The 17,467-nt window shown below is 59.6% G+C and carries 17 protein-coding genes and 2 tRNA genes; 18 read left to right on the plus strand and 1 reads right to left on the minus strand.

Annotation, left to right across the window (positions count from 1 at the left end; translation table 11 throughout):
• Positions 1-9: 9 nt before the first annotated feature.
• Positions 10-86 (minus strand) — tRNA-Arg (locus AB7E35_RS01685).
• A gap of 690 nt (positions 87-776) precedes the next feature.
• On the opposite strand from AB7E35_RS01685, the gene rpsO reads away from it, so the two are divergent.
• The 18 genes from rpsO (at position 777) to nuoL (ending at position 17,454) form a co-directional block, all read left to right on the plus strand.
• Positions 777-1,043 carry a 30S ribosomal protein S15 gene (gene rpsO / locus AB7E35_RS01690; RefSeq protein WP_428162867.1) on the plus strand — a complete coding sequence of 89 codons (267 nt, stop codon included), beginning with the start codon at positions 777-779 and terminating at the stop codon, positions 1,041-1,043.
• Positions 1,044-1,271: 228 nt separating this feature from the next.
• Positions 1,272-3,452, plus strand: a complete 2,181-nt coding sequence (gene pnp, locus AB7E35_RS01695; protein ID WP_428162868.1) for a polyribonucleotide nucleotidyltransferase — start codon at positions 1,272-1,274, stop codon at positions 3,450-3,452.
• A gap of 115 nt (positions 3,453-3,567) precedes the next feature.
• Positions 3,568-4,572 (plus strand): NAD(P)H-quinone oxidoreductase, encoded by a 1,005-nt coding sequence (locus AB7E35_RS01700; protein ID WP_428166953.1) that lies wholly within the window; start codon positions 3,568-3,570, stop codon positions 4,570-4,572.
• Positions 4,569-5,345, plus strand: a complete 777-nt coding sequence (gene tpiA, locus AB7E35_RS01705; protein ID WP_428166954.1) for a triose-phosphate isomerase — start codon at positions 4,569-4,571, stop codon at positions 5,343-5,345. Before AB7E35_RS01700 ends, tpiA begins: the two co-directional genes overlap by 4 nt.
• Positions 5,346-5,357: 12 nt before the next feature.
• Positions 5,358-5,744 carry a preprotein translocase subunit SecG gene (gene secG, locus AB7E35_RS01710; protein ID WP_428166955.1) on the plus strand — a complete coding sequence of 129 codons (387 nt, stop codon included), beginning with the start codon at positions 5,358-5,360 and terminating at the stop codon, positions 5,742-5,744.
• Between the two features lie 138 nt (positions 5,745-5,882).
• A tRNA-Leu gene (locus AB7E35_RS01715) sits at positions 5,883-5,967 on the plus strand.
• A gap of 76 nt (positions 5,968-6,043) precedes the next feature.
• A complete protein-coding gene (locus AB7E35_RS01720; protein WP_428166956.1) occupies positions 6,044-6,403 on the plus strand; it encodes an NADH-quinone oxidoreductase subunit A in 360 nt (119 codons plus the stop codon).
• 24 nt (positions 6,404-6,427) lie between these two features.
• Positions 6,428-6,907: a NuoB/complex I 20 kDa subunit family protein gene (locus AB7E35_RS01725; RefSeq protein WP_428162873.1), complete on the plus strand. Its 480-nt coding sequence runs from the start codon at positions 6,428-6,430 to the stop codon at positions 6,905-6,907.
• Positions 6,908-6,917: 10 nt separating this feature from the next.
• Complete coding sequence (locus AB7E35_RS01730) at positions 6,918-7,526, plus strand: NADH-quinone oxidoreductase subunit C (protein WP_428162874.1); 609 nt, start codon at positions 6,918-6,920, stop codon at positions 7,524-7,526.
• 26 nt (positions 7,527-7,552) lie between these two features.
• Complete coding sequence (locus AB7E35_RS01735; protein ID WP_428162875.1) at positions 7,553-8,806, plus strand: NADH-quinone oxidoreductase subunit D; 1,254 nt, start codon at positions 7,553-7,555, stop codon at positions 8,804-8,806.
• Complete coding sequence (gene nuoE, locus AB7E35_RS01740) at positions 8,803-9,294, plus strand: NADH-quinone oxidoreductase subunit NuoE (protein ID WP_428166957.1); 492 nt, start codon at positions 8,803-8,805, stop codon at positions 9,292-9,294. The genes AB7E35_RS01735 and nuoE overlap by 4 nt, the downstream gene beginning before the upstream one ends.
• On the plus strand, positions 9,291-10,640 hold the full coding sequence (nuoF, locus tag AB7E35_RS01745; protein ID WP_428166958.1) for an NADH-quinone oxidoreductase subunit NuoF: 1,350 nt from the start codon (positions 9,291-9,293) through the stop codon (positions 10,638-10,640). The genes nuoE and nuoF overlap by 4 nt, the downstream gene beginning before the upstream one ends.
• Before the next feature lie 15 nt (positions 10,641-10,655).
• Positions 10,656-12,791 carry an NADH-quinone oxidoreductase subunit NuoG gene (gene nuoG, locus AB7E35_RS01750; RefSeq protein ID WP_428166959.1) on the plus strand — a complete coding sequence of 712 codons (2,136 nt, stop codon included), beginning with the start codon at positions 10,656-10,658 and terminating at the stop codon, positions 12,789-12,791.
• Entirely contained in the window at positions 12,788-13,864 is a 1,077-nt protein-coding gene (gene nuoH / locus AB7E35_RS01755) for an NADH-quinone oxidoreductase subunit NuoH (RefSeq protein ID WP_428162879.1), read from the plus strand. Before nuoG ends, nuoH begins: the two co-directional genes overlap by 4 nt.
• 12 nt (positions 13,865-13,876) lie before the next feature.
• Positions 13,877-14,389, plus strand: coding sequence for an NADH-quinone oxidoreductase subunit NuoI (gene nuoI / locus AB7E35_RS01760; RefSeq protein ID WP_428162880.1), 513 nt, complete (start codon positions 13,877-13,879; stop codon positions 14,387-14,389).
• A gap of 44 nt (positions 14,390-14,433) precedes the next feature.
• Positions 14,434-15,102 carry an NADH-quinone oxidoreductase subunit J gene (locus AB7E35_RS01765; protein ID WP_428162881.1) on the plus strand — a complete coding sequence of 223 codons (669 nt, stop codon included), beginning with the start codon at positions 14,434-14,436 and terminating at the stop codon, positions 15,100-15,102.
• Positions 15,099-15,407, plus strand: coding sequence for an NADH-quinone oxidoreductase subunit NuoK (nuoK, locus tag AB7E35_RS01770; RefSeq protein ID WP_011804408.1), 309 nt, complete (start codon positions 15,099-15,101; stop codon positions 15,405-15,407). The genes AB7E35_RS01765 and nuoK overlap by 4 nt, the downstream gene beginning before the upstream one ends.
• Before the next feature lie 31 nt (positions 15,408-15,438).
• Positions 15,439-17,454, plus strand: coding sequence for an NADH-quinone oxidoreductase subunit L (nuoL, locus tag AB7E35_RS01775; RefSeq protein ID WP_428166960.1), 2,016 nt, complete (start codon positions 15,439-15,441; stop codon positions 17,452-17,454).
• Positions 17,455-17,467 lie beyond the last annotated feature (13 nt).

Below are 17,467 nucleotides of genomic sequence, written 5' to 3' on the forward strand. Positions count from 1 at the left end.
CTTACCGTTTGGTGCGGCTGGCAGGAATCGAACCCACGACCCCTTGGTTCGTAGCCAAGTACTCTATCCAGCTGAGCTACAGCCGCTAAGCTTTGAATTATAGCACGATAAACGCGAATTTTTCAAAAAATTGTGCGCCTTACTTTTCTCTTTTCGATCAGCTCGGCAACAACTCGAGCGCAATTATATGCTGAGTTTTGCTCCTCAAAAAAACTTCGCCCCAGTTGGGTGCCCGAGTTCAGCGACGCGTGTACCCCAGGCACGCGCCTGCATTTGGCATGCCCCGGCATTCCCGATACAGGCGCCGGTCGCGCTCTGAGGTGCTTTCGGCAGAGTTGTTCTGTTGCGGTTTGACTTTGGCCGACTTGGACTTCTTGCCTGTGTTGACAGTCGGGCCACCCGCGTTCTGGGCCTGTCGGGCGGAGGCTGCGTGACTGATGCCCGCAATGAGAAGTTGAAAAGTGAATGCACTCAGGACAACGGTGCTGGCTGCTACGAGCCCGCGGACTCTCGACATCTGCACGACAAACCTCCCTCTGTGCTGGCGTGTGGCAACAATTGTGATGCGCTCCTTGTTCGCCGACTATGCTAGCCGCATCGCATCTTGTGACCCTTTGCCTGGTTCAAAAAAACGGCGGGCGATATAATCGTTGGGTTTTGCATGGTGCAAGACGCACGCCAGCGGCCGTTCCAGCCTCCGGCGCAAGTAAAACCAGGATCTGAGGCCATCTGCAGCGATGCGGAGGTTCTTGCAGGTTCTTCAATCAAGGAAAAACATGATCGCATCCACCATCAAAGCCGAAGTCGTCAAGGCCAACGCACGTTCCGCCAACGACACTGGCAGCCCGGAAGTTCAAGTGGCTCTTCTGACAGCCCGCATCAATGAACTGACGCCTCATTTCAAGCAACATGCGAAAGACCACCACGGTCGCCGCGGCCTGCTGCGCATGGTGAGCCGCCGCCGCAAGCTGCTGGACTACCTGAAAGCCAAAGACGCAGATCGCTACACCGCGTTGATCGCCAAGCTGGGCCTGCGCAAGTAAGCCGAGCGCATGCACGCAACGCCTGAGTTAGTACGCTAGCTCAGGCGTTTTTTACTTTCACGGAGCACTACCCGGGCAGAGCGAAGCTGTGTCATTCCATGCGAGCGTCAGTAATTGCTGTAGAGACTGTCGCTAACTAGCGTTCGTTTGGAATGGCATCGCGATCTGTTTGGACTCCAAACCCCTGCTGCTAGAGCGCTAGCAGCTCATTTTTTAGGAGCAAACTCTATGACGATGTTCAATAAAGTCACCAAAACCTTCCAGTGGGGCCAGCACCAGGTCACCATGGAAACCGGCGAAATCGCCCGCCAAGCCAGCGGCGCGGTCTTGGTCAACATTGACGACACCGTGGTGCTCGCCACCGTGGTGGCGTCCAAGTCGGCAAAGCCTGGCCAGGACTTCTTTCCGCTGACGGTGGATTACATCGAGAAGACCTACGCCGCAGGCAAGATTCCCGGTAGCTTTTTCAAGCGTGAAGCCAAGCCCAGCGAACTGGAGACGCTGACCAGCCGCCTGATCGACCGCCCGATCCGCCCGCTGTTTCCTGAGGGCTTTTACAACGAGGTGCATGTGGTCATCCACACCATCTCGTTGAACCCAGAGGTGGATGCCGACATTGCCGCCATGATCGCCACCAGCGCTGCGCTGTCGGTGTCGGGCATTCCGTTCAATGGTCCTATTGGCGCTGCGCGCGTGGGTTACATCAACGGCGAATATGTGCTGAACCCCGGCCAGACGGAACGCAAGAACAGCCAGATGGATCTGGTTGTCGCTGGCACCGAGGCGGCCGTGCTGATGGTCGAGTCCGAAGCGCTACAACTACCCGAAGAAGTGATGCTGGGCGCCGTGGTGTTCGGCCACGAGCAAGGCAAGATTGCTATCAACGCCATTCATGAGCTGGTGCGCGATGCTGGCAAGCCCGTGTGGGATTGGCATCCCGAGCCCAAGGACGAGGTACTGATTGCCAAAGTGACAGCTCTGGCCGAAGGCTCGCTGCGCGCGGCCTACCAAAACCGTAACAAGCAGCTGCGCACGCAAGCCTGTCGCGAAGCCTACGCTGCAGTGAAGGCAGGCCTGACGGAGCAGGGCGTGGCATTCGACGCCGTCAAGGTGGACAACATGCTGTTTGACATCGAGGCTCGCATCGTGCGCGGCCAGATCCTTGCCGGCGAGCCGCGCATCGACGGTCGCGATACCCGCACCGTGCGCCCGATCGAGATCCGCAGCAGCGTGCTGCCGCGCACTCACGGATCGGCTCTGTTCACGCGTGGCGAAACCCAGGCCTTGGTGATCTCCACCCTGGGCACCGAGCGCGACGCACAGCGCATCGACGCGCTGGCGGGCGAGTTTGAAGACCGTTTCTTGTTCCACTACAACATGCCTCCCTTTGCCACTGGCGAAGTGGGTCGCATGGGTTCGACCAAGCGCCGCGAAGTGGGCCACGGCCGCCTGGCCAAGCGCGCCCTGGTGGCCTGCCTGCCGAGCAAGGAGGAGTTTCCCTACACCATCCGCGTGGTGTCCGAGATCACCGAGTCCAACGGTTCCTCGTCCATGGCCTCCGTCTGCGGCGGCTGCTTGTCGATGATGGATGCAGGCGTGCCCATGAAGGCGCACGTGGCCGGTATTGCCATGGGCCTGATCAAGGAGGACAACCGCTTCGCCGTGCTGACCGACATCCTGGGCGATGAGGATCACCTGGGCGACATGGACTTCAAGGTGGCTGGCACTACCGCCGGCATCACCGCGCTGCAGATGGACATCAAGATCCAGGGCATTACCAAGGAAATCATGCAGGTCGCTCTGGCCCAGGCCAAAGAGGCCCGTATGCACATCCTTGGCAAGATGCAGGAAGCGATGGGCGAGGCCAAGGCCGAAATTTCGTCCTTCGCGCCCAAGCTCTATACGATGAAGATCAACCCCGAGAAGATCCGCGACGTGATCGGCAAGGGAGGCGCCACAATCCGTGCGCTGACCGACGAGACAGGGTGCCAGATCAATATCGAGGAAGACGGCACCATCACCATTGCCGCGACCGAGTCAGCCAAGGCTGACGAAGCCAAGCGCCGCATCGAAGAAATCACCGCCGAAGTGGAAATCGGCAAGGTGTACGAAGGCCCTGTTACCAAGGTGCTCGACTTTGGCGCGCTGATCAACCTGTTGCCTGGCAAGGATGGTCTGTTGCACATCAGCCAGATCGCCCATGAGCGCGTGGAGAAGGTTGGTGACTACCTGTCCGAGGGGCAGGTAGTCAAGGTCAAGGTGCTCGAGACCGATGACAAGGGCCGCATCAAGCTGTCCATGAAGGCACTTGCCGAGCGTCCTGCGGGCTTGCTGCCCGAGCGTGAGCCGCGCGAACCCCGTGGCGAGCGCCGCGAGCGCCGCGACGGCGGTGCGCCCGAGCAGCAATAACCGGTACGCCAGCACAGCGTGGCGCGTGCTGGCGAACCCAGATTGCCTTTGAAATGAAAGTCTTCAGCGCCTGATCGACGGGCGTTGAACGTCTGAAAAGCTTAAAAATTCTGCAATGAACAATGTGATGCAAGCTGTGGCGATTACGGCGTTTGGCCCGCCGGAAGGGCTGCGTCTGGTTGAGCGTCCGCTGCCACAGCCTAGCGTGGGTGAACTGCTGATCCGTGTATCGGCAAGCGGCGTGAACCGCCCCGATGTGCTGCAGCGCAAGGGCAACTATGCGCCCCCCGCCGGCGTGTCCGATCTGCCCGGCCTGGAGGTGGCGGGTGTGGTGGAGGCCGGAGACACGGCAGCCATGGAGCAGGCGGGCATCCGTGTAGGCGACCGTGTCTGTGCGCTGGTGGCTGGTGGCGGATATGCGCAGTGGTGTGTGGCGCCCGTGGCGCAGTGCCTGCCCGTGCCTGAGGGCTTGACTGACGTGGAGGCCGCCTCGCTGCCCGAGACATTCTTCACCGTCTGGAGCAATGTGTTCGACCGGGCTCACCTGCAGCCGGGCGAGGTTTTGCTGGTACAGGGCGGCAGCAGCGGGATCGGCGTTACTGCAATCCAACTGGCGCGTGCGCGCGGCGCGACGGTTGTCGTCACCGCGGGTAGCGACGAAAAATGCGCTGCTTGCCTGGCCCTGGGCGCGCACCATGCCATCAACTACAAAACGCAAGACTTTGTTGCGGAGGCGCAGCGCATCACCCAGGGGCGTGGCGTGGATGTGGTGCTCGACATGGTGGCGGGCCCCTATGTGGCGCGAGAGGTGCAATGCCTGGCTGAGGATGGTCGCATCGTCATCATTGCCGTGCAGGGCGGAGTGCAGGCCGAATTCAATGCTGCGCTGGTGCTGCGCTGGCGGCTGACCATCACCGGCTCCACGCTGCGCCCGCGCCCCGTGGCTTTCAAGGGGGCCATCGCCAGGTCGCTGCGCGAACATGTGTGGCCGCTGCTGGCGTCGGGGGCTGTCAAGCCGGTCATCCACAGTACGTTTGCCGCGGCCGATGCGGCCAGTGCGCATGCGCTGATGGAGTCCAACCAGCATGTGGGCAAGATTGTTTTGACTTGGACAACATGACACAGAAAAAGAAACTCATTGTTGGCAACTGGAAGATGAACGGCAGCCTGCAGTTCAACGCGCAGTTGCTGCAGGCGCTGTGCGATGGCATGGGCCAGCCTGACTGCGCCGTGGCGGTGGCGGTGCCTGCACCTTATCTGGCGCAGGTTCAGTCGCTTGTTGCGGGTGGCGCGATAGCGCTGGCCGCGCAGGATGTGTCCCAGCACGAGGCAGGTGCGTTCACTGGCGAAGTTTCCGCAGGCATGCTGCGCGACTTTGGCACCCGCTATGTGCTCGTCGGACATTCCGAGCGCAGGCAATACCACGGCGAAACCGATGCCGGGGTGGCTGCCAAGGCGCAACGCGCGCTGGCCGCGGGCATCACGCCCATCGTGTGCGTGGGCGAGACACTGGCCGAACGCGAAGCGGGGCAGACGCAGGCCGTGGTCAAGCGCCAGCTGGCTGCCGTGATTCACGCCAACGGTCACTGCATCAGCGAGATCGTGGTCGCCTACGAGCCGGTGTGGGCCATAGGCACGGGCCGCACTGCGACGCCCGAGCAGGCCCAAGAGGTGCACGCCGTGCTGCGAGCCCAACTGGCGGCGGCCACCGAGCACGCGGATCGCGTGCCGCTGCTGTACGGCGGCAGCATGAACGCCGCCAATGCGGCGCAGTTGCTGACCCAACAGGATATCGATGGCGGCTTGGTGGGCGGCGCCTCGCTGAAGGCCGCAGATTTCAGTCAAATTATTGCTGCAGCGTCCGCCAATCAAGCGTCGGCAGCTACGAAATAAGGAGCAATTATCATGGGTACGATCGTGAATGTGATTTTGGCGGTGCAGATGCTGACCGCGCTGGCCATGATCGGGCTGATCCTGATCCAGCACGGCAAGGGAGCCGACATGGGCGCGGCTTTTGGCAGCGGCAGCTCGGGTAGTTTGTTTGGCGCCAGTGGCAGTGCCAACTTCTTGTCGCGCACCACGGCTGTCTTGGCAACGGTGTTCTTTGTCACCACACTGGCGCTGGCTTATTTTGGCAACCAGCGCCCCGTCAGCACCGGCAGCGTGCTTGAAACCCCTGCCGCCGTGGTGCCCGCCAACGCGGCGTCCGGCGTGCCCGCTCAGGCGCCGGATTCGGCGCCTGAGCCGGCTGCATTGCCCGCTTCCGGAGCAGCCCAAATCCCCACCAAATAAGCGTCGCTAGATGGGGCGGGGCGGACGCAAAAAAACGCCTCTTTGCCTGGTAACAGGGTTTTTCCCGGGTAGAATGCTGGACTGCCTGGAAAGCTAAAAACCTGTTTCAGGGCCTCATGCGATCCAGGTGCACAAGCAGCCGTCGTGGTGAAATTGGTAGACACGCTATCTTGAGGGGGTAGTGGCGAAAGCTGTGCGAGTTCGAGTCTCGCCGACGGCACCAATCAAAAAAATCCGCCTCTCTGGCTTGTCATGCGAAGTCAGGTGGGCGTTTTTTCAGCGATGAGAGCATCCGTCCGATGAGCCTCGATCAATACCTCCCAGTTCTGCTGTTCATCTTGGTCGGCATCGCTGTCGGCATCGTTCCTCTGGTTCTGGGTTATGTCCTTGGGCCCAACCGCCCTGATGCAGCGAAGAATTCCCCCTACGAGTGTGGTTTCGAGGCATTCGAAGACGCGCGCATGAAGTTTGATGTGCGTTACTACCTCGTTGCCATTTTGTTCATTTTGTTTGATCTGGAAATCGCCTTCCTGTTGCCGTGGGCGGTGTCCCTGCATGAGGTTGGCGCTGCTGGCTTCGTGGCGGTGTTGGTTTTTCTGGCCATCCTCGTGGTTGGTTTTGCCTACGAATGGAAAAAAGGCGCCCTGAACTGGGAATGAGCCGCCGCACAAAGGAATGACGCGATGATTGAAGGTGTGATGAAGGAAGGCTTCGTCACCACGAGCTACGACTCTGTGGTGAACTGGGCCAAGACTGGATCCCTCTGGCCTATGACCTTTGGTTTGGCCTGTTGCGCTGTGGAGATGATGCATGCGGCGGCCGCGCGTTATGACCTGGGGCGTTTTGGTGCCGAGGTGTTTCGTGCCAGCCCGCGTCAGTCTGATCTCATGATCGTGGCGGGCACGCTTTGCAACAAGATGGCGCCCGCGCTGCGCAAGGTGTACGACCAGATGGCTGAGCCCCGCTGGGTGTTGTCCATGGGGTCTTGCGCCAACGGGGGCGGGTATTACCACTACAGCTACTCCGTTGTGCGTGGTTGCGACCGCATTGTTCCGGTCGATGTCTATGTGCCTGGCTGCCCCCCCACGGCAGAAGCGCTGATCTACGGGATCATCCAGCTGCAGCAAAAAATCCGTCGTACCAACACCATTGCGCGTGTCTGAAGGGGTGAAGATGACAGCTATTGCGATTCATCCTGAGGCGTTGCGAGACGCTGTGGCGGCTGCCTTGGGCAACAAAGCGCGCGAAATCACTGTGGCGCTGGGTGAGGTTACCGTGGTGGTGTCTGCGGATCAGTACCTCGAAGCCATGCGGGTTTTACGCTCTGCGCCGAAATGCTGCTTTGAGCAGCTCATCGATTTGTGCGGTGTGGACTATTCCGCTTATGGTTCGGCAGATTCTGAGGGGGCGCGCTATTGCGTGGTGTCCCATCTCCTTTCGGTGTCTTTGAACCAGCGCTTGCGCGTCAAAGTTTTTTGTGTGGACGATGACTTCCCGGTCGTGGCGTCGGTGTCCGAGATCTGGAATTCCGCCAACTGGTTTGAGCGCGAGGCCTTCGATCTGTTCGGTATCGTGTTTGAAGGCCACAACGACCTGCGCCGCATCCTGACCGACTACGGCTTCATTGGTCATCCTTTCCGCAAGGACTTCCCGCTGTCTGGGTACGTGGAGATGCGCTACGACGCTGATCAGCGCCGCGTGATCTACGAACCGGTGACCATCGAGCCGCGTGAAGTCACGCCGCGCATCATTCGCGAAGACAAGTACGGAGGCCTGCACTGAGGCGGCTTGCCGCTTGGTGACCTACCATGGCTGAAATCAAGAACTACTCCCTGAACTTCGGGCCGCAGCACCCTGCGGCGCACGGTGTGTTGCGGTTGGTGCTCGAGCTCGATGGCGAGGTCGTGCAGCGCGCCGACCCGCACATTGGCCTGCTGCACCGCGCCACTGAAAAGCTGGCCGAGCACAAGACTTACGTGCAGGCGCTGCCTTACATGGATCGGCTCGATTACGTGTCCATGATGTGCAACGAGCAGGCCTATTGCCTGGCCATCGAAAAGCTGCTGGGAATCGAAGTACCGCTGCGTGCCAAATACATCCGCACGATGTTTGGCGAAATTACTCGCTTGCTCAACCACCTGATGTGGCTGGGATCGCACGGCAACGACTGCGGCAGCTCGACCATCCTGATCTACACCTTCCGCGAACGCGAAGACCTGTTTGACATGTACGAAGCCGTTTCCGGCGCGCGCATGCATGCGGCCTACTTCCGTCCGGGTGGGGTGTACCGCGATCTGCCCGACAGCATGGCGCAGTACAAGGTCAGCAAGATCAAGAACGCCAAGGCCATTGAGGAGTTGAACCGCAATCGCCAGGGTTCGCTGCTGGACTTCATCGACGACTTCACGCAGCGTTTCCCCAAATGCGTGGATGAGTACGAAACCCTGCTGACCGACAACCGCATCTGGAAGCAACGTACCGTGGGTATTGGTGTGGTCTCGCCCGAGCGCGCCCTGAACCTTGGCATGACCGGCCCGATGCTGCGCGGTTCGGGTATCGCCTGGGATTTACGCAAGACGCAGCCCTACGACGCCTATGACCGGGTTGAGTTCGATGTTCCGGTCGGTGTGACGGGTGACAGCTACGACCGCTACCTGGTGCGCGTCAAGGAGATGCGGGAGTCCAATCGCATCATCAAGCAATGCGTGGACTGGCTCAAGGCTAACCCTGGACCGGTGATTACCGACAACCACAAGATTGCGCCCCCGTCGCGTGAGTCCATGAAGTCCAACATGGAAGAGCTGATTCACCATTTCAAGCTCTTCACCGAGGGCTTCCATGTGCCCGCGGGAGAGGCCTATGCCGCGGTGGAGCATCCCAAGGGGGAATTCGGTATCTACATGGTGAGCGACGGTGCCAACAAGCCGTATCGCCTGAAGATCCGTGCGCCCGGATTTGTGCACCTTGCCACCCTCGACGAAATGGCGCGCGGCCACATGCTGGCAGACGCAGTGGCCATCATTGGCACCATGGATATCGTGTTCGGAGAGATTGACCGATGATTACCGAAGCGACCAAGCAGCGGTTTGCCCGCGAAGTGGCCAAGTACCCCGACGACCAGAAGCAATCCGCGGTGATGGCCTGCCTGTCCATCGTGCAGCAAGAGCAGGGCTGGGTCAGCGCGGAGAGCGAGGCCGTGATTGCCGAGTATCTCGGCATGCCCCAGATCGCAGTGCACGAGGTGACAACCTTCTACAACATGTACAACCAGCAGCCAGTGGGCAAGTACAAGCTCGCCGTCTGCACCAACTTGCCCTGCCAGTTGCGCCGCGGACAGGACGCGCTGCATCACCTTGAGAAAAAGCTGGGCATTTCGATGGGTGAAACCACGCCCGATGGTCTTTTCACGCTGCAACAGTGCGAGTGTCTCGGTGCCTGTGCAGATGCGCCGGTGATGCTGGTCAACGATCGCGATATGTGCAGTTTCATGGAAGACGACAAGCTGGATCAGCTGGTGGACGGTCTGCGTGCTGCAGGGGGTGCGCAATGAGCACTGCGGCGCAAGTTCTGTCACAGTTTCAGGCAACGGGCGTTCAGACCTGCTTTCACGACCGTCACATCAACCCGCAGATCTACGCGGGCTTGAACGGCACCAACTGGAGCATCAAGGACTATGAAGTCCGCGGCGGCTACCAGGCTTTGCGCAAACTGCTGGGCAAGGATGGTGGAGAGGGTCTGACACAGGATCAGGTCATTGCGACGGTGAAGGAATCCGGCCTGCGCGGCCGCGGTGGCGCAGGTTTTCCGACGGGATTGAAGTGGAGCTTCATGCCGCGACAGTTCCCTGGCCAGAAGTACCTGGTGTGCAACTCTGACGAGGGCGAGCCGGGTACGTGCAAGGATCGCGACATCCTCATGCACAACCCGCACATCGTGATCGAGGGCATGATCATCGCGGCGTATGCGATGGGTATTTCGGTGGGGTACAACTACATCCACGGCGAGATTTTCCAGGTGTACGAACGCTTCGAAGCCGCGCTGGAAGAGGCGCGAGCTGCAGGCTATCTGGGCGACAACATTTTGGGCAGCAGCTTCAGCTTCCAACTGCACGCCCACCACGGCTTTGGCGCCTACATTTGCGGCGAAGAGACGGCGCTGCTGGAATCCCTGGAGGGCAAAAAAGGCCAGCCGCGTTTCAAGCCTCCGTTTCCGGCCAGCTTCGGCCTGTACGGAAAGCCGACGACGATCAACAACACCGAGACATTCGCGGCCGTGCCCTGGATCATCCGCAATGGTGGGCAGGCCTATCTCGAATGCGGTAAACCCAACAACGGCGGCACCAAAATCTTCTCGGTGTCGGGCGATGTGGAAAAGCCCGGCAATTACGAAGTGCCAATGGGAACGCCTTTCGCCCAATTGCTGGAATTGGCGGGAGGTGTGCGCAAGGGCCGTCAGCTCAAGGCAGTGATTCCGGGCGGTTCGTCCTCTCCGGTGTTGCCTGCATCCATCATCATGGATTGCACGATGGACTATGACTCCATCGCCAAAGCGGGTTCCATGCTCGGTTCCGGCGCGGTCATTGTGATGGACGACTCGCGTTGCATGGTCGAGAGCCTGCTGCGTTTGTCGTACTTCTACCAGCACGAATCCTGCGGGCAGTGCACCCCCTGCCGTGAGGGCACGGGCTGGCTGTGGCGCGTGGTGAACCGTATTCAGCATGGCGAAGGCCGTGCAAATGACATTGCCTTGCTGGATGACGTGTCTGTGAACATCATGGGACGCACTATTTGCGCGTTAGGCGATGCTGCAGCCATGCCGGTGCGCGCCATGATCAAGCACTTCCGGCACGAGTTCGAAGCGAAGATCCAAGCCGCTTCCCACAAGGCTGCTGCCTGATCGAGAGAAGACAATATGGTTGAAATTGAACTCGACGGACAAAAGGTGGAAGTCGCCGAAGGCTGCATGGTGATGCATGCAGCCGAGAAGGCGGGCACCTACATTCCTCACTTCTGCTACCACAAAAAGCTGTCTATTGCGGCCAACTGCCGCATGTGCTTGGTGGATGTGGAGAAGGCACCCAAGCCCATGCCGGCCTGCGCAACGCCGGTCACGCAAGGCATGATCGTGCGCACCAAGAGCGACAAGGCCATCAAGGCCCAGAAGTCGGTGATGGAATTCCTGCTTATCAACCACCCGCTGGATTGTCCGATTTGCGACCAGGGCGGCGAGTGCCAGCTACAGGATCTGGCCGTAGGCTATGGCGGTGATTCGTCTCGCTATGCCGAAGAAAAGCGCGTCGTGGCCCACAAGAGCGTAGGCCCGCTGATCTCCATGGAGGAGATGAGCCGCTGCATCCACTGCACACGCTGCGTGCGGTTCGGCCAGGAAATCGCTGGCGTGATGGAGCTTGGCATGGTCAACCGTGGCGAGCACTCCGAGATCACCACCGTGATCGGCGATACGGTGGACTCCGAGTTGTCGGGCAACATGATCGACCTGTGCCCGGTGGGCGCGTTGACCAGCAAGCCCTTCCGTTACAGCGCCCGAACCTGGGAGCTGTCGCGCCGCAAGTCCGTCAGTCCGCACGACTCCACCGGCGCCAATCTGATCGTCCAGGTCAAGAACCACAAAGTGATGCGGGTGGTTCCGCTTGAAAATGAAGACGTCAACGAGTGCTGGCTGGCTGACCGTGATCGCTTCTCCTATGAAGCCCTGAATTCTCCTGACCGGCTGAACCGACCCATGCTCAAACAGGGCGGGCAGTGGAAAGAAACCGATTGGCAGACCGCGCTTGAATACGTTGCCAATGGCCTGCGGGGCATCCAGGCTGAGCACGGCGTGCGCAGCATTGGCGCACTGGTCAGCCCCCACAGCACGGTCGAAGAACTATTCCTTGCCGCTGCGCTGGTGCGCGGCCTGGGCAGCGACAACATCGACCACCGTCTGCGTCACGCCGAATTTGGCACACCCGAGGGTGTTCGGTGGCTTGGCACCTCCATCGCCTCTTTGAGCAAGCTGCAGTCAGCGTTGATTGTGGGCTCCAATCTGCGCAAGGATCACCCCTTGTTTGCACAGCGAATCAGGCAGGCTGCCCGCCATGGCTGCGTTGTGAGCGCCATCAATTCGCAGGCCAACGACTGGGCCATGCCTGTGGCTCACACGGTGATGGCGCCGGCAAAAGCCTGGTCGGCAGCGCTTGCGCAAGTGGCCGCTGCAGTGGCCGAGCACAAAGGCGTGGCTGCGCCGGTGCAGATGCCCGATGTCGGTTCGGACGCCCGCGCCATTGCTGCGTCCTTGCTGGCGGGTGAACGCAAGGCCATCTTGCTGGGTAACGGCGCCGCTCACCATGCTGGTGCTTCAGGGCTCTTGGCACTTGCGCAGTGGATCGGCACGCAGACGGGCGCCACCGTCGGTTACCTGACCGAAGCGGCCAACACGGTGGGTGCGCAGTTTGTGGGCGCGCAGCCGCAAACAGACGGTCTGAATGCAGCCCAGATGCTGGGTGGCCAGCTCCGGGCCGCGTTGCTGCTTAATGTAGAGCCTGAGCACGATTCGGCTTTGGGGGCTGCTGCGGCACAAGCTTTGTCCAAGACCGAAATGGTTGTCACATTGAGCCCGTTCAAGACTAATCTCGAGTTCAGCGATGTGTTACTGCCCATTGCACCGTTCTCCGAAACGTCCGGCAGTTTTGTGAACGCCGAAGGCCGCCTGCAGAGCTTCCATGCTGTGGTTAAGCCTGCGGGTGACGCGCGTCCCGCGTGGAAGGTGTTGCGCGTACTGGGCAACATGCTGGGCCTATCGGGCATGGAATACGAGAGCTCGCAGGATGTGCTGGATAGGGCGGTGGGTAAGTCTGCCGTCGAATCCGGATTGTTGCCTGCTGACCGCCTGAGCAACGCCACTACGGCCGATGCCGGGTTGTTTGCAGGTGAATGTGGCCACCCCGTTGTGGCTTCGATCTACCAGCTTGACAGCCTGGTGCGGCGTGCGCCGTCACTGCAACTGACAGCCGACGCGCGTGCGGCATGTGAAGGAGTCGCTGCATGATCGACGCAATCTACAACGGCGGCCTGAATCTGGTCGCCGCAGCATGGTGGACGGGGGTGGCCTGGCCCGTTCTCTGGAACCTCATCAAGATCGTCTGCATCGTTGCACCGCTGATGGGCGCGGTGGCCTACCTGACGCTATGGGAACGCAAGTTGCTGGGCTTCATGCAGGTGCGGCTCGGCCCCAATCGCGTGGGGCCTTTCGGTTTGCTCCAGCCGATTGCTGACGCGCTCAAGCTGCTGACCAAAGAGCTGATTCAGCCTACGGCGGCTGCGAAGGGTTTGTTCTATCTCGGCCCGGTCATGGCGATCATGCCGGCGCTGGCTGCCTGGGTGGTGATTCCCTTCGGCCCGGATGTGGCTCTGGCCAACGTCAATGCAGGCTTGCTGCTGGTCATGGCGATCACCTCCATCGAGGTGTATGGCGTGATCATTGCCGGCTGGGCATCCAACTCAAAGTACGCTTTTCTGGGCGCCTTGCGCGCCTCGGCGCAGATGGTGAGCTACGAGATCGCCATGGGCTTTTGCTTCTTGGTCGTCATCATGGTGTCGGGCAGCATGAACCTGACCGAGATCGTGTTGAGCCAGGGCCGAGGCACCATGGTGGACGCGGGCTTGGACTTCCTGTCCTGGAACTGGCTGCCGCTGTTCCCCATTTTTCTGGTTTATCTGATTTCAGGCGTGGCGGAGGTGAACCGCCACCCGTTTGACGTGGTGGAAGGTGAGGCGGAAATCGTGGCCGGCCACATGGTCGAGTACTCGGGCATGGGCTTTGCCATCTTCTTCCTGGCGGAGTACGCCAGCATGTGGCTGGTGTCCATTCTGGCGGTTGTGATGTTTCTGGGAGGCTGGTTGCCACCTGTTGACGCGCTGGGCTTCATCCCGGGGTGGATTTGGCTGGGGCTCAAGACCTTCCTGGTGGTGTCCATGTTCATCTGGATCCGTGCCACATTCCCGCGCTTCCGTTACGACCAGATCATGCGTCTGGGTTGGAAGATCTTCATTCCGGTCACGCTGGTGTGGCTGGTGATCGTGGGCGGCTGGTTGCTGTCGCCCTGGAACATCTGGAAATAAGCGGGGACATCCATGGCTGCTGTTGCTGCTTCTGCATCTTTCTCCATCAAGGATTTCATCAAGAGCTTCATGCTCTGGGAACTTGTCAAGGGCATGGCTCTGACCGGTCGCTACGCCTTTAGTCGCAAGGTGACGGTGCAGTTCCCTGAAGAGAAGACTCCGTTGTCGCCACGTTTTCGCGGCCTGCACGCTCTGCGCCGATACGAGAACGGCGAAGAACGTTGCATTGCCTGCAAGTTGTGCGAGGCCGTGTGCCCGGCGCTGGCGATCACCATCGAATCCGACGTACGTGAAGACGGTTCCCGCCGGACGACACGCTACGACATTGATTTGACGAAATGCATTTTTTGCGGTTTCTGCGAAGAAAGCTGTCCGGTGGACTCCATCGTCGAAACGCAGATTTTCGAATACCACGGCGAGAAGCGCGGTGATCTGTATTTCACCAAAGACATGCTGCTGGCCGTTGGTGACCGCTACGAGCCCGAGATCGCTGCCGCCAAGGCAGCGGATGCCAAGTACCGTTGATCGGGTACCAGTAAAACGTCTGAACTATTGAAAAGACCCGATTCATGGACGCCAAGACCGGTTTCTTCTATTTATTCTCGGCTGTGCTGCTTTATGCCGCCTTCCGGGTCATAACGGCGCGCAATCCCGTGCATGCCGTGCTGCATCTGATTCTTGCCTTTTCGCAAGCAGCTGGTATCTGGCTGCTTTTGAAGGCCGAGTTTCTGGCCATCACGCTGATCCTGGTGTACCTGGGTGCTGTGATGGTGCTGTTCCTGTTTGTCGTGATGATGCTGGACATACGCATTGACGCGGTGCGCAGGGGTTTTTGGCGGCACTTTCCCCTGGCGGCGCTTATCGGTGCCATCGTGACCTTTGAAATGGCAGCGGTGCTGATGACAGGCTTCCGCGGCATGGAAGAGCCCAAGGCCATTGCCGGCCTGGTTGATGCAGCGGGTCAGGTACTGCCTTATTCCAACACCAAAGCCTTGGGCAAGCTGCTTTACTCCGAATATCTGTATCCGGTTGAAGTGGCGGCGGTGATTCTTCTCGTTGCCATGATCGCAGCCATCGCCTTGACATTGCGTCAGCGCAAAGACTCCAAGGCGATCGACCCAGCCGAACAAATTCGGGTGCGTGCCGCGGATCGCGTTGTCATGATGAAAATGCCCGTGACCCAACAGGCATCCAGCGAGGCTGTATCCGCCCCCGCGGCTGAGGAGAAAAAGCAATGACATTGACGTTGGGCCATTTCCTGTCGCTGGGCGCCATGCTGTTCGCCATGGCGGTCATCGGTATCTTTCTGAACCGAAAGAATCTCATCGTTTTGCTGATGGCTATAGAGCTGATGCTGCTGGCGGTGAATTTCAACTTCGTGGCGTTCTCGCACTACCTGGGCGACATGCACGGTCAAGTGTTCGTGTTCTTCATCCTCACGGTGGCGGCGGCCGAGTCTGCCATCGGTCTGGCCATCCTGGTGCTTCTGTTCCGTAACAAGTCCAGCATTGACGCGGAAGACCTCAACACCCTCAAGGGTTGACGGGTCACCAGTACTTGCAAGGTTCTCAAGAATGAGTCAAACCCTTTCTGCTTCGATGCTGCTGGCGGTGCCTCTGGCGCCTCTGGTCGGCTCCGCGCTTGCCGGTATCTTTGGTACGGCGTTTGGTGGTAACCGGATTGGTCGCGGTCTCTCGCACTCCCTGACCATCCTGGGCGTGTTGATCGCCTTCGTGCTTTCGGCGATGACGCTTACGAGTGTTGTATCGGACGGGGCACGCTTCGACCAAACCATCTATACCTGGATGGTGGTGGGCGGTCTGAGGATGGAGGTGGGCTTTCTCATCGACAGCCTGACAGCCATGATGATGTGCGTGGTGACGTTCGTGTCGTTGATGGTGCACATCTACACCATTGGCTACATGGAGGAAGATGAAGGCTACAACCGCTTCTTCTCGTACATCTCGCTGTTCACCTTCTCCATGCTCATGCTGGTGATGAGCAACAACCTGCTGCAGTTGTTCTTCGGCTGGGAGGCGGTGGGACTGGTGTCGTACCTGCTGATCGGCTTCTGGTTCAAGAAGGAAACCGCCATCTTCGCGAACATGAAGGCCTTCCTGGTCAACCGGGTGGGTGACTTCGGCTTCATCCTGGGGATCGGGCTGATTGCTGCTTACACAGGCACCTTCAATTACGCCGAGATTTTCAGCAAGGCGCCTGACATCGAAGCCATGCTCTTCCCGGGTACCGACTGGATGCTGGTCACGGTGATCTGTATTTGCTTGTTTATCGGCGCCATGGGCAAGTCGGCCCAGTTTCCTTTGCATGTCTGGTTGCCGGACTCGATGGAAGGCCCCACGCCGATCTCGGCCCTGATCCATGCCGCCACGATGGTGACGGCCGGTATCTTCATGGTGTCGCGCATGTCGCCGCTGTTTGAGTTGTCCGATGCGGCCCTGAACTTCATCCTGGTGATTGGCGCCATCACTGCGCTGTTCATGGGCTTTCTCGGCATCATCCAGAACGACATCAAGCGCGTTGTAGCGTACTCCACACTATCCCAGCTGGGCTACATGACGGTGGCTTTGGGTGCATCGGCTTATTCCGTGGCTGTGTTCCACCTGATGACACACGCGTTCTTCAAGGCGCTGCTGTTCCTTGGTGCTGGCTCGGTCATCATGGGAATGCACCACAACCAGGATATCCGCTGGATGGGTGGTGTGCGCAAGTACATGCCCATCACCTGGATCACGTCTTTGCTCGGTTCGCTGGCCCTGATTGGCACGCCGCTGTTTTCGGGCTTTTATTCCAAGGACAGCATCATCGAGGCGGTGCATGCCAGCACGTTGCCTGCTGCAGGCTTTGCACACTTTGCCGTGCTGGCGGGCGTGTTCGTGACGGCTTTCTACTCGTTCCGCATGTACTTCCTGGTGTTCCACGGCAAGGAACGCTATGACCAGAACCCGGATGCTCACCACCACGACCATCATGGCCATGACGACCAGGACCATCCAAAGGAGTCGCCGTGGGTGGTGACCTTGCCGTTGGTGTTGCTGGCGATACCCTCGGTGGTGATCGGATTCATGACCATCCAGCCGATGTTGTTTGGCAACTTCTTCGAAGGTGTGATCTTCGTGGATGCGGCGAAGCATTCGGCGATGACCAAGTTGGACGAAATTTTCCACGGCCCCTTGGCGATGGCCATCCACGGTCTGCAGACGGCGCCTTTCTGGCTGGGTCTGGCCGGGGTTGCTCTGTCCTACTACATGTACATGGTCAACCCGGCGCTGCCTGCCGCTATCAAGCGCACTTTCCAGCCAGTGCATACCTTGCTCGAAAACAAGTACTACCTGGACTGGTTCAACGAGGCAGTCCTCGCCCGCGGCGCACGGGCGCTGGGTGTTGGCCTCTGGAAGGGCGGCGACCAGGGCATCATCGACGGTGTCATCGTCAATGGCTCCTGGAAGCTTGTGGGTCGCATCGCTGGGCTGGTGCGCTGGTTCCAGTCGGGTTACATCTACCACTATGCGCTGGTCATGATCCTGGGTGTGTTCGCACTCATGACGTACTTCGTCTGGCTCAACAAGTAGAGGGAAAAGAAAA

The organism is Diaphorobacter sp., from assembly GCF_050251835.1.
Lineage (GTDB): Bacteria > Pseudomonadota > Gammaproteobacteria > Burkholderiales > Burkholderiaceae_C > JBFXIE01.

Coding starts and splice junctions, on each gene's coding strand:
- nuoG (WP_428166959.1), top strand. CDS start 10,656: ATGGTTGAAATTGAACTCGACGGACAAAAGGTGGAAGTCGCCGAAGGC.
- AB7E35_RS01765 (WP_428162881.1), top strand. CDS start 14,434: ATGGACGCCAAGACCGGTTTCTTCTATTTATTCTCGGCTGTGCTGCTT.
- nuoI (WP_428162880.1), top strand. CDS start 13,877: ATGGCTGCTGTTGCTGCTTCTGCATCTTTCTCCATCAAGGATTTCATC.
- AB7E35_RS01725 (WP_428162873.1), top strand. CDS start 6,428: ATGATTGAAGGTGTGATGAAGGAAGGCTTCGTCACCACGAGCTACGAC.
- nuoH (WP_428162879.1), top strand. CDS start 12,788: ATGATCGACGCAATCTACAACGGCGGCCTGAATCTGGTCGCCGCAGCA.
- tpiA (WP_428166954.1), top strand. CDS start 4,569: ATGACACAGAAAAAGAAACTCATTGTTGGCAACTGGAAGATGAACGGC.
- AB7E35_RS01735 (WP_428162875.1), top strand. CDS start 7,553: ATGGCTGAAATCAAGAACTACTCCCTGAACTTCGGGCCGCAGCACCCT.
- AB7E35_RS01730 (WP_428162874.1), top strand. CDS start 6,918: ATGACAGCTATTGCGATTCATCCTGAGGCGTTGCGAGACGCTGTGGCG.
- nuoF (WP_428166958.1), top strand. CDS start 9,291: ATGAGCACTGCGGCGCAAGTTCTGTCACAGTTTCAGGCAACGGGCGTT.
- nuoK (WP_011804408.1), top strand. CDS start 15,099: ATGACATTGACGTTGGGCCATTTCCTGTCGCTGGGCGCCATGCTGTTC.
- nuoE (WP_428166957.1), top strand. CDS start 8,803: ATGATTACCGAAGCGACCAAGCAGCGGTTTGCCCGCGAAGTGGCCAAG.
- nuoL (WP_428166960.1), top strand. CDS start 15,439: ATGAGTCAAACCCTTTCTGCTTCGATGCTGCTGGCGGTGCCTCTGGCG.
- secG (WP_428166955.1), top strand. CDS start 5,358: ATGGGTACGATCGTGAATGTGATTTTGGCGGTGCAGATGCTGACCGCG.
- pnp (WP_428162868.1), top strand. CDS start 1,272: ATGACGATGTTCAATAAAGTCACCAAAACCTTCCAGTGGGGCCAGCAC.
- rpsO (WP_428162867.1), top strand. CDS start 777: ATGATCGCATCCACCATCAAAGCCGAAGTCGTCAAGGCCAACGCACGT.
- AB7E35_RS01700 (WP_428166953.1), top strand. CDS start 3,568: ATGAACAATGTGATGCAAGCTGTGGCGATTACGGCGTTTGGCCCGCCG.
- AB7E35_RS01720 (WP_428166956.1), top strand. CDS start 6,044: ATGAGCCTCGATCAATACCTCCCAGTTCTGCTGTTCATCTTGGTCGGC.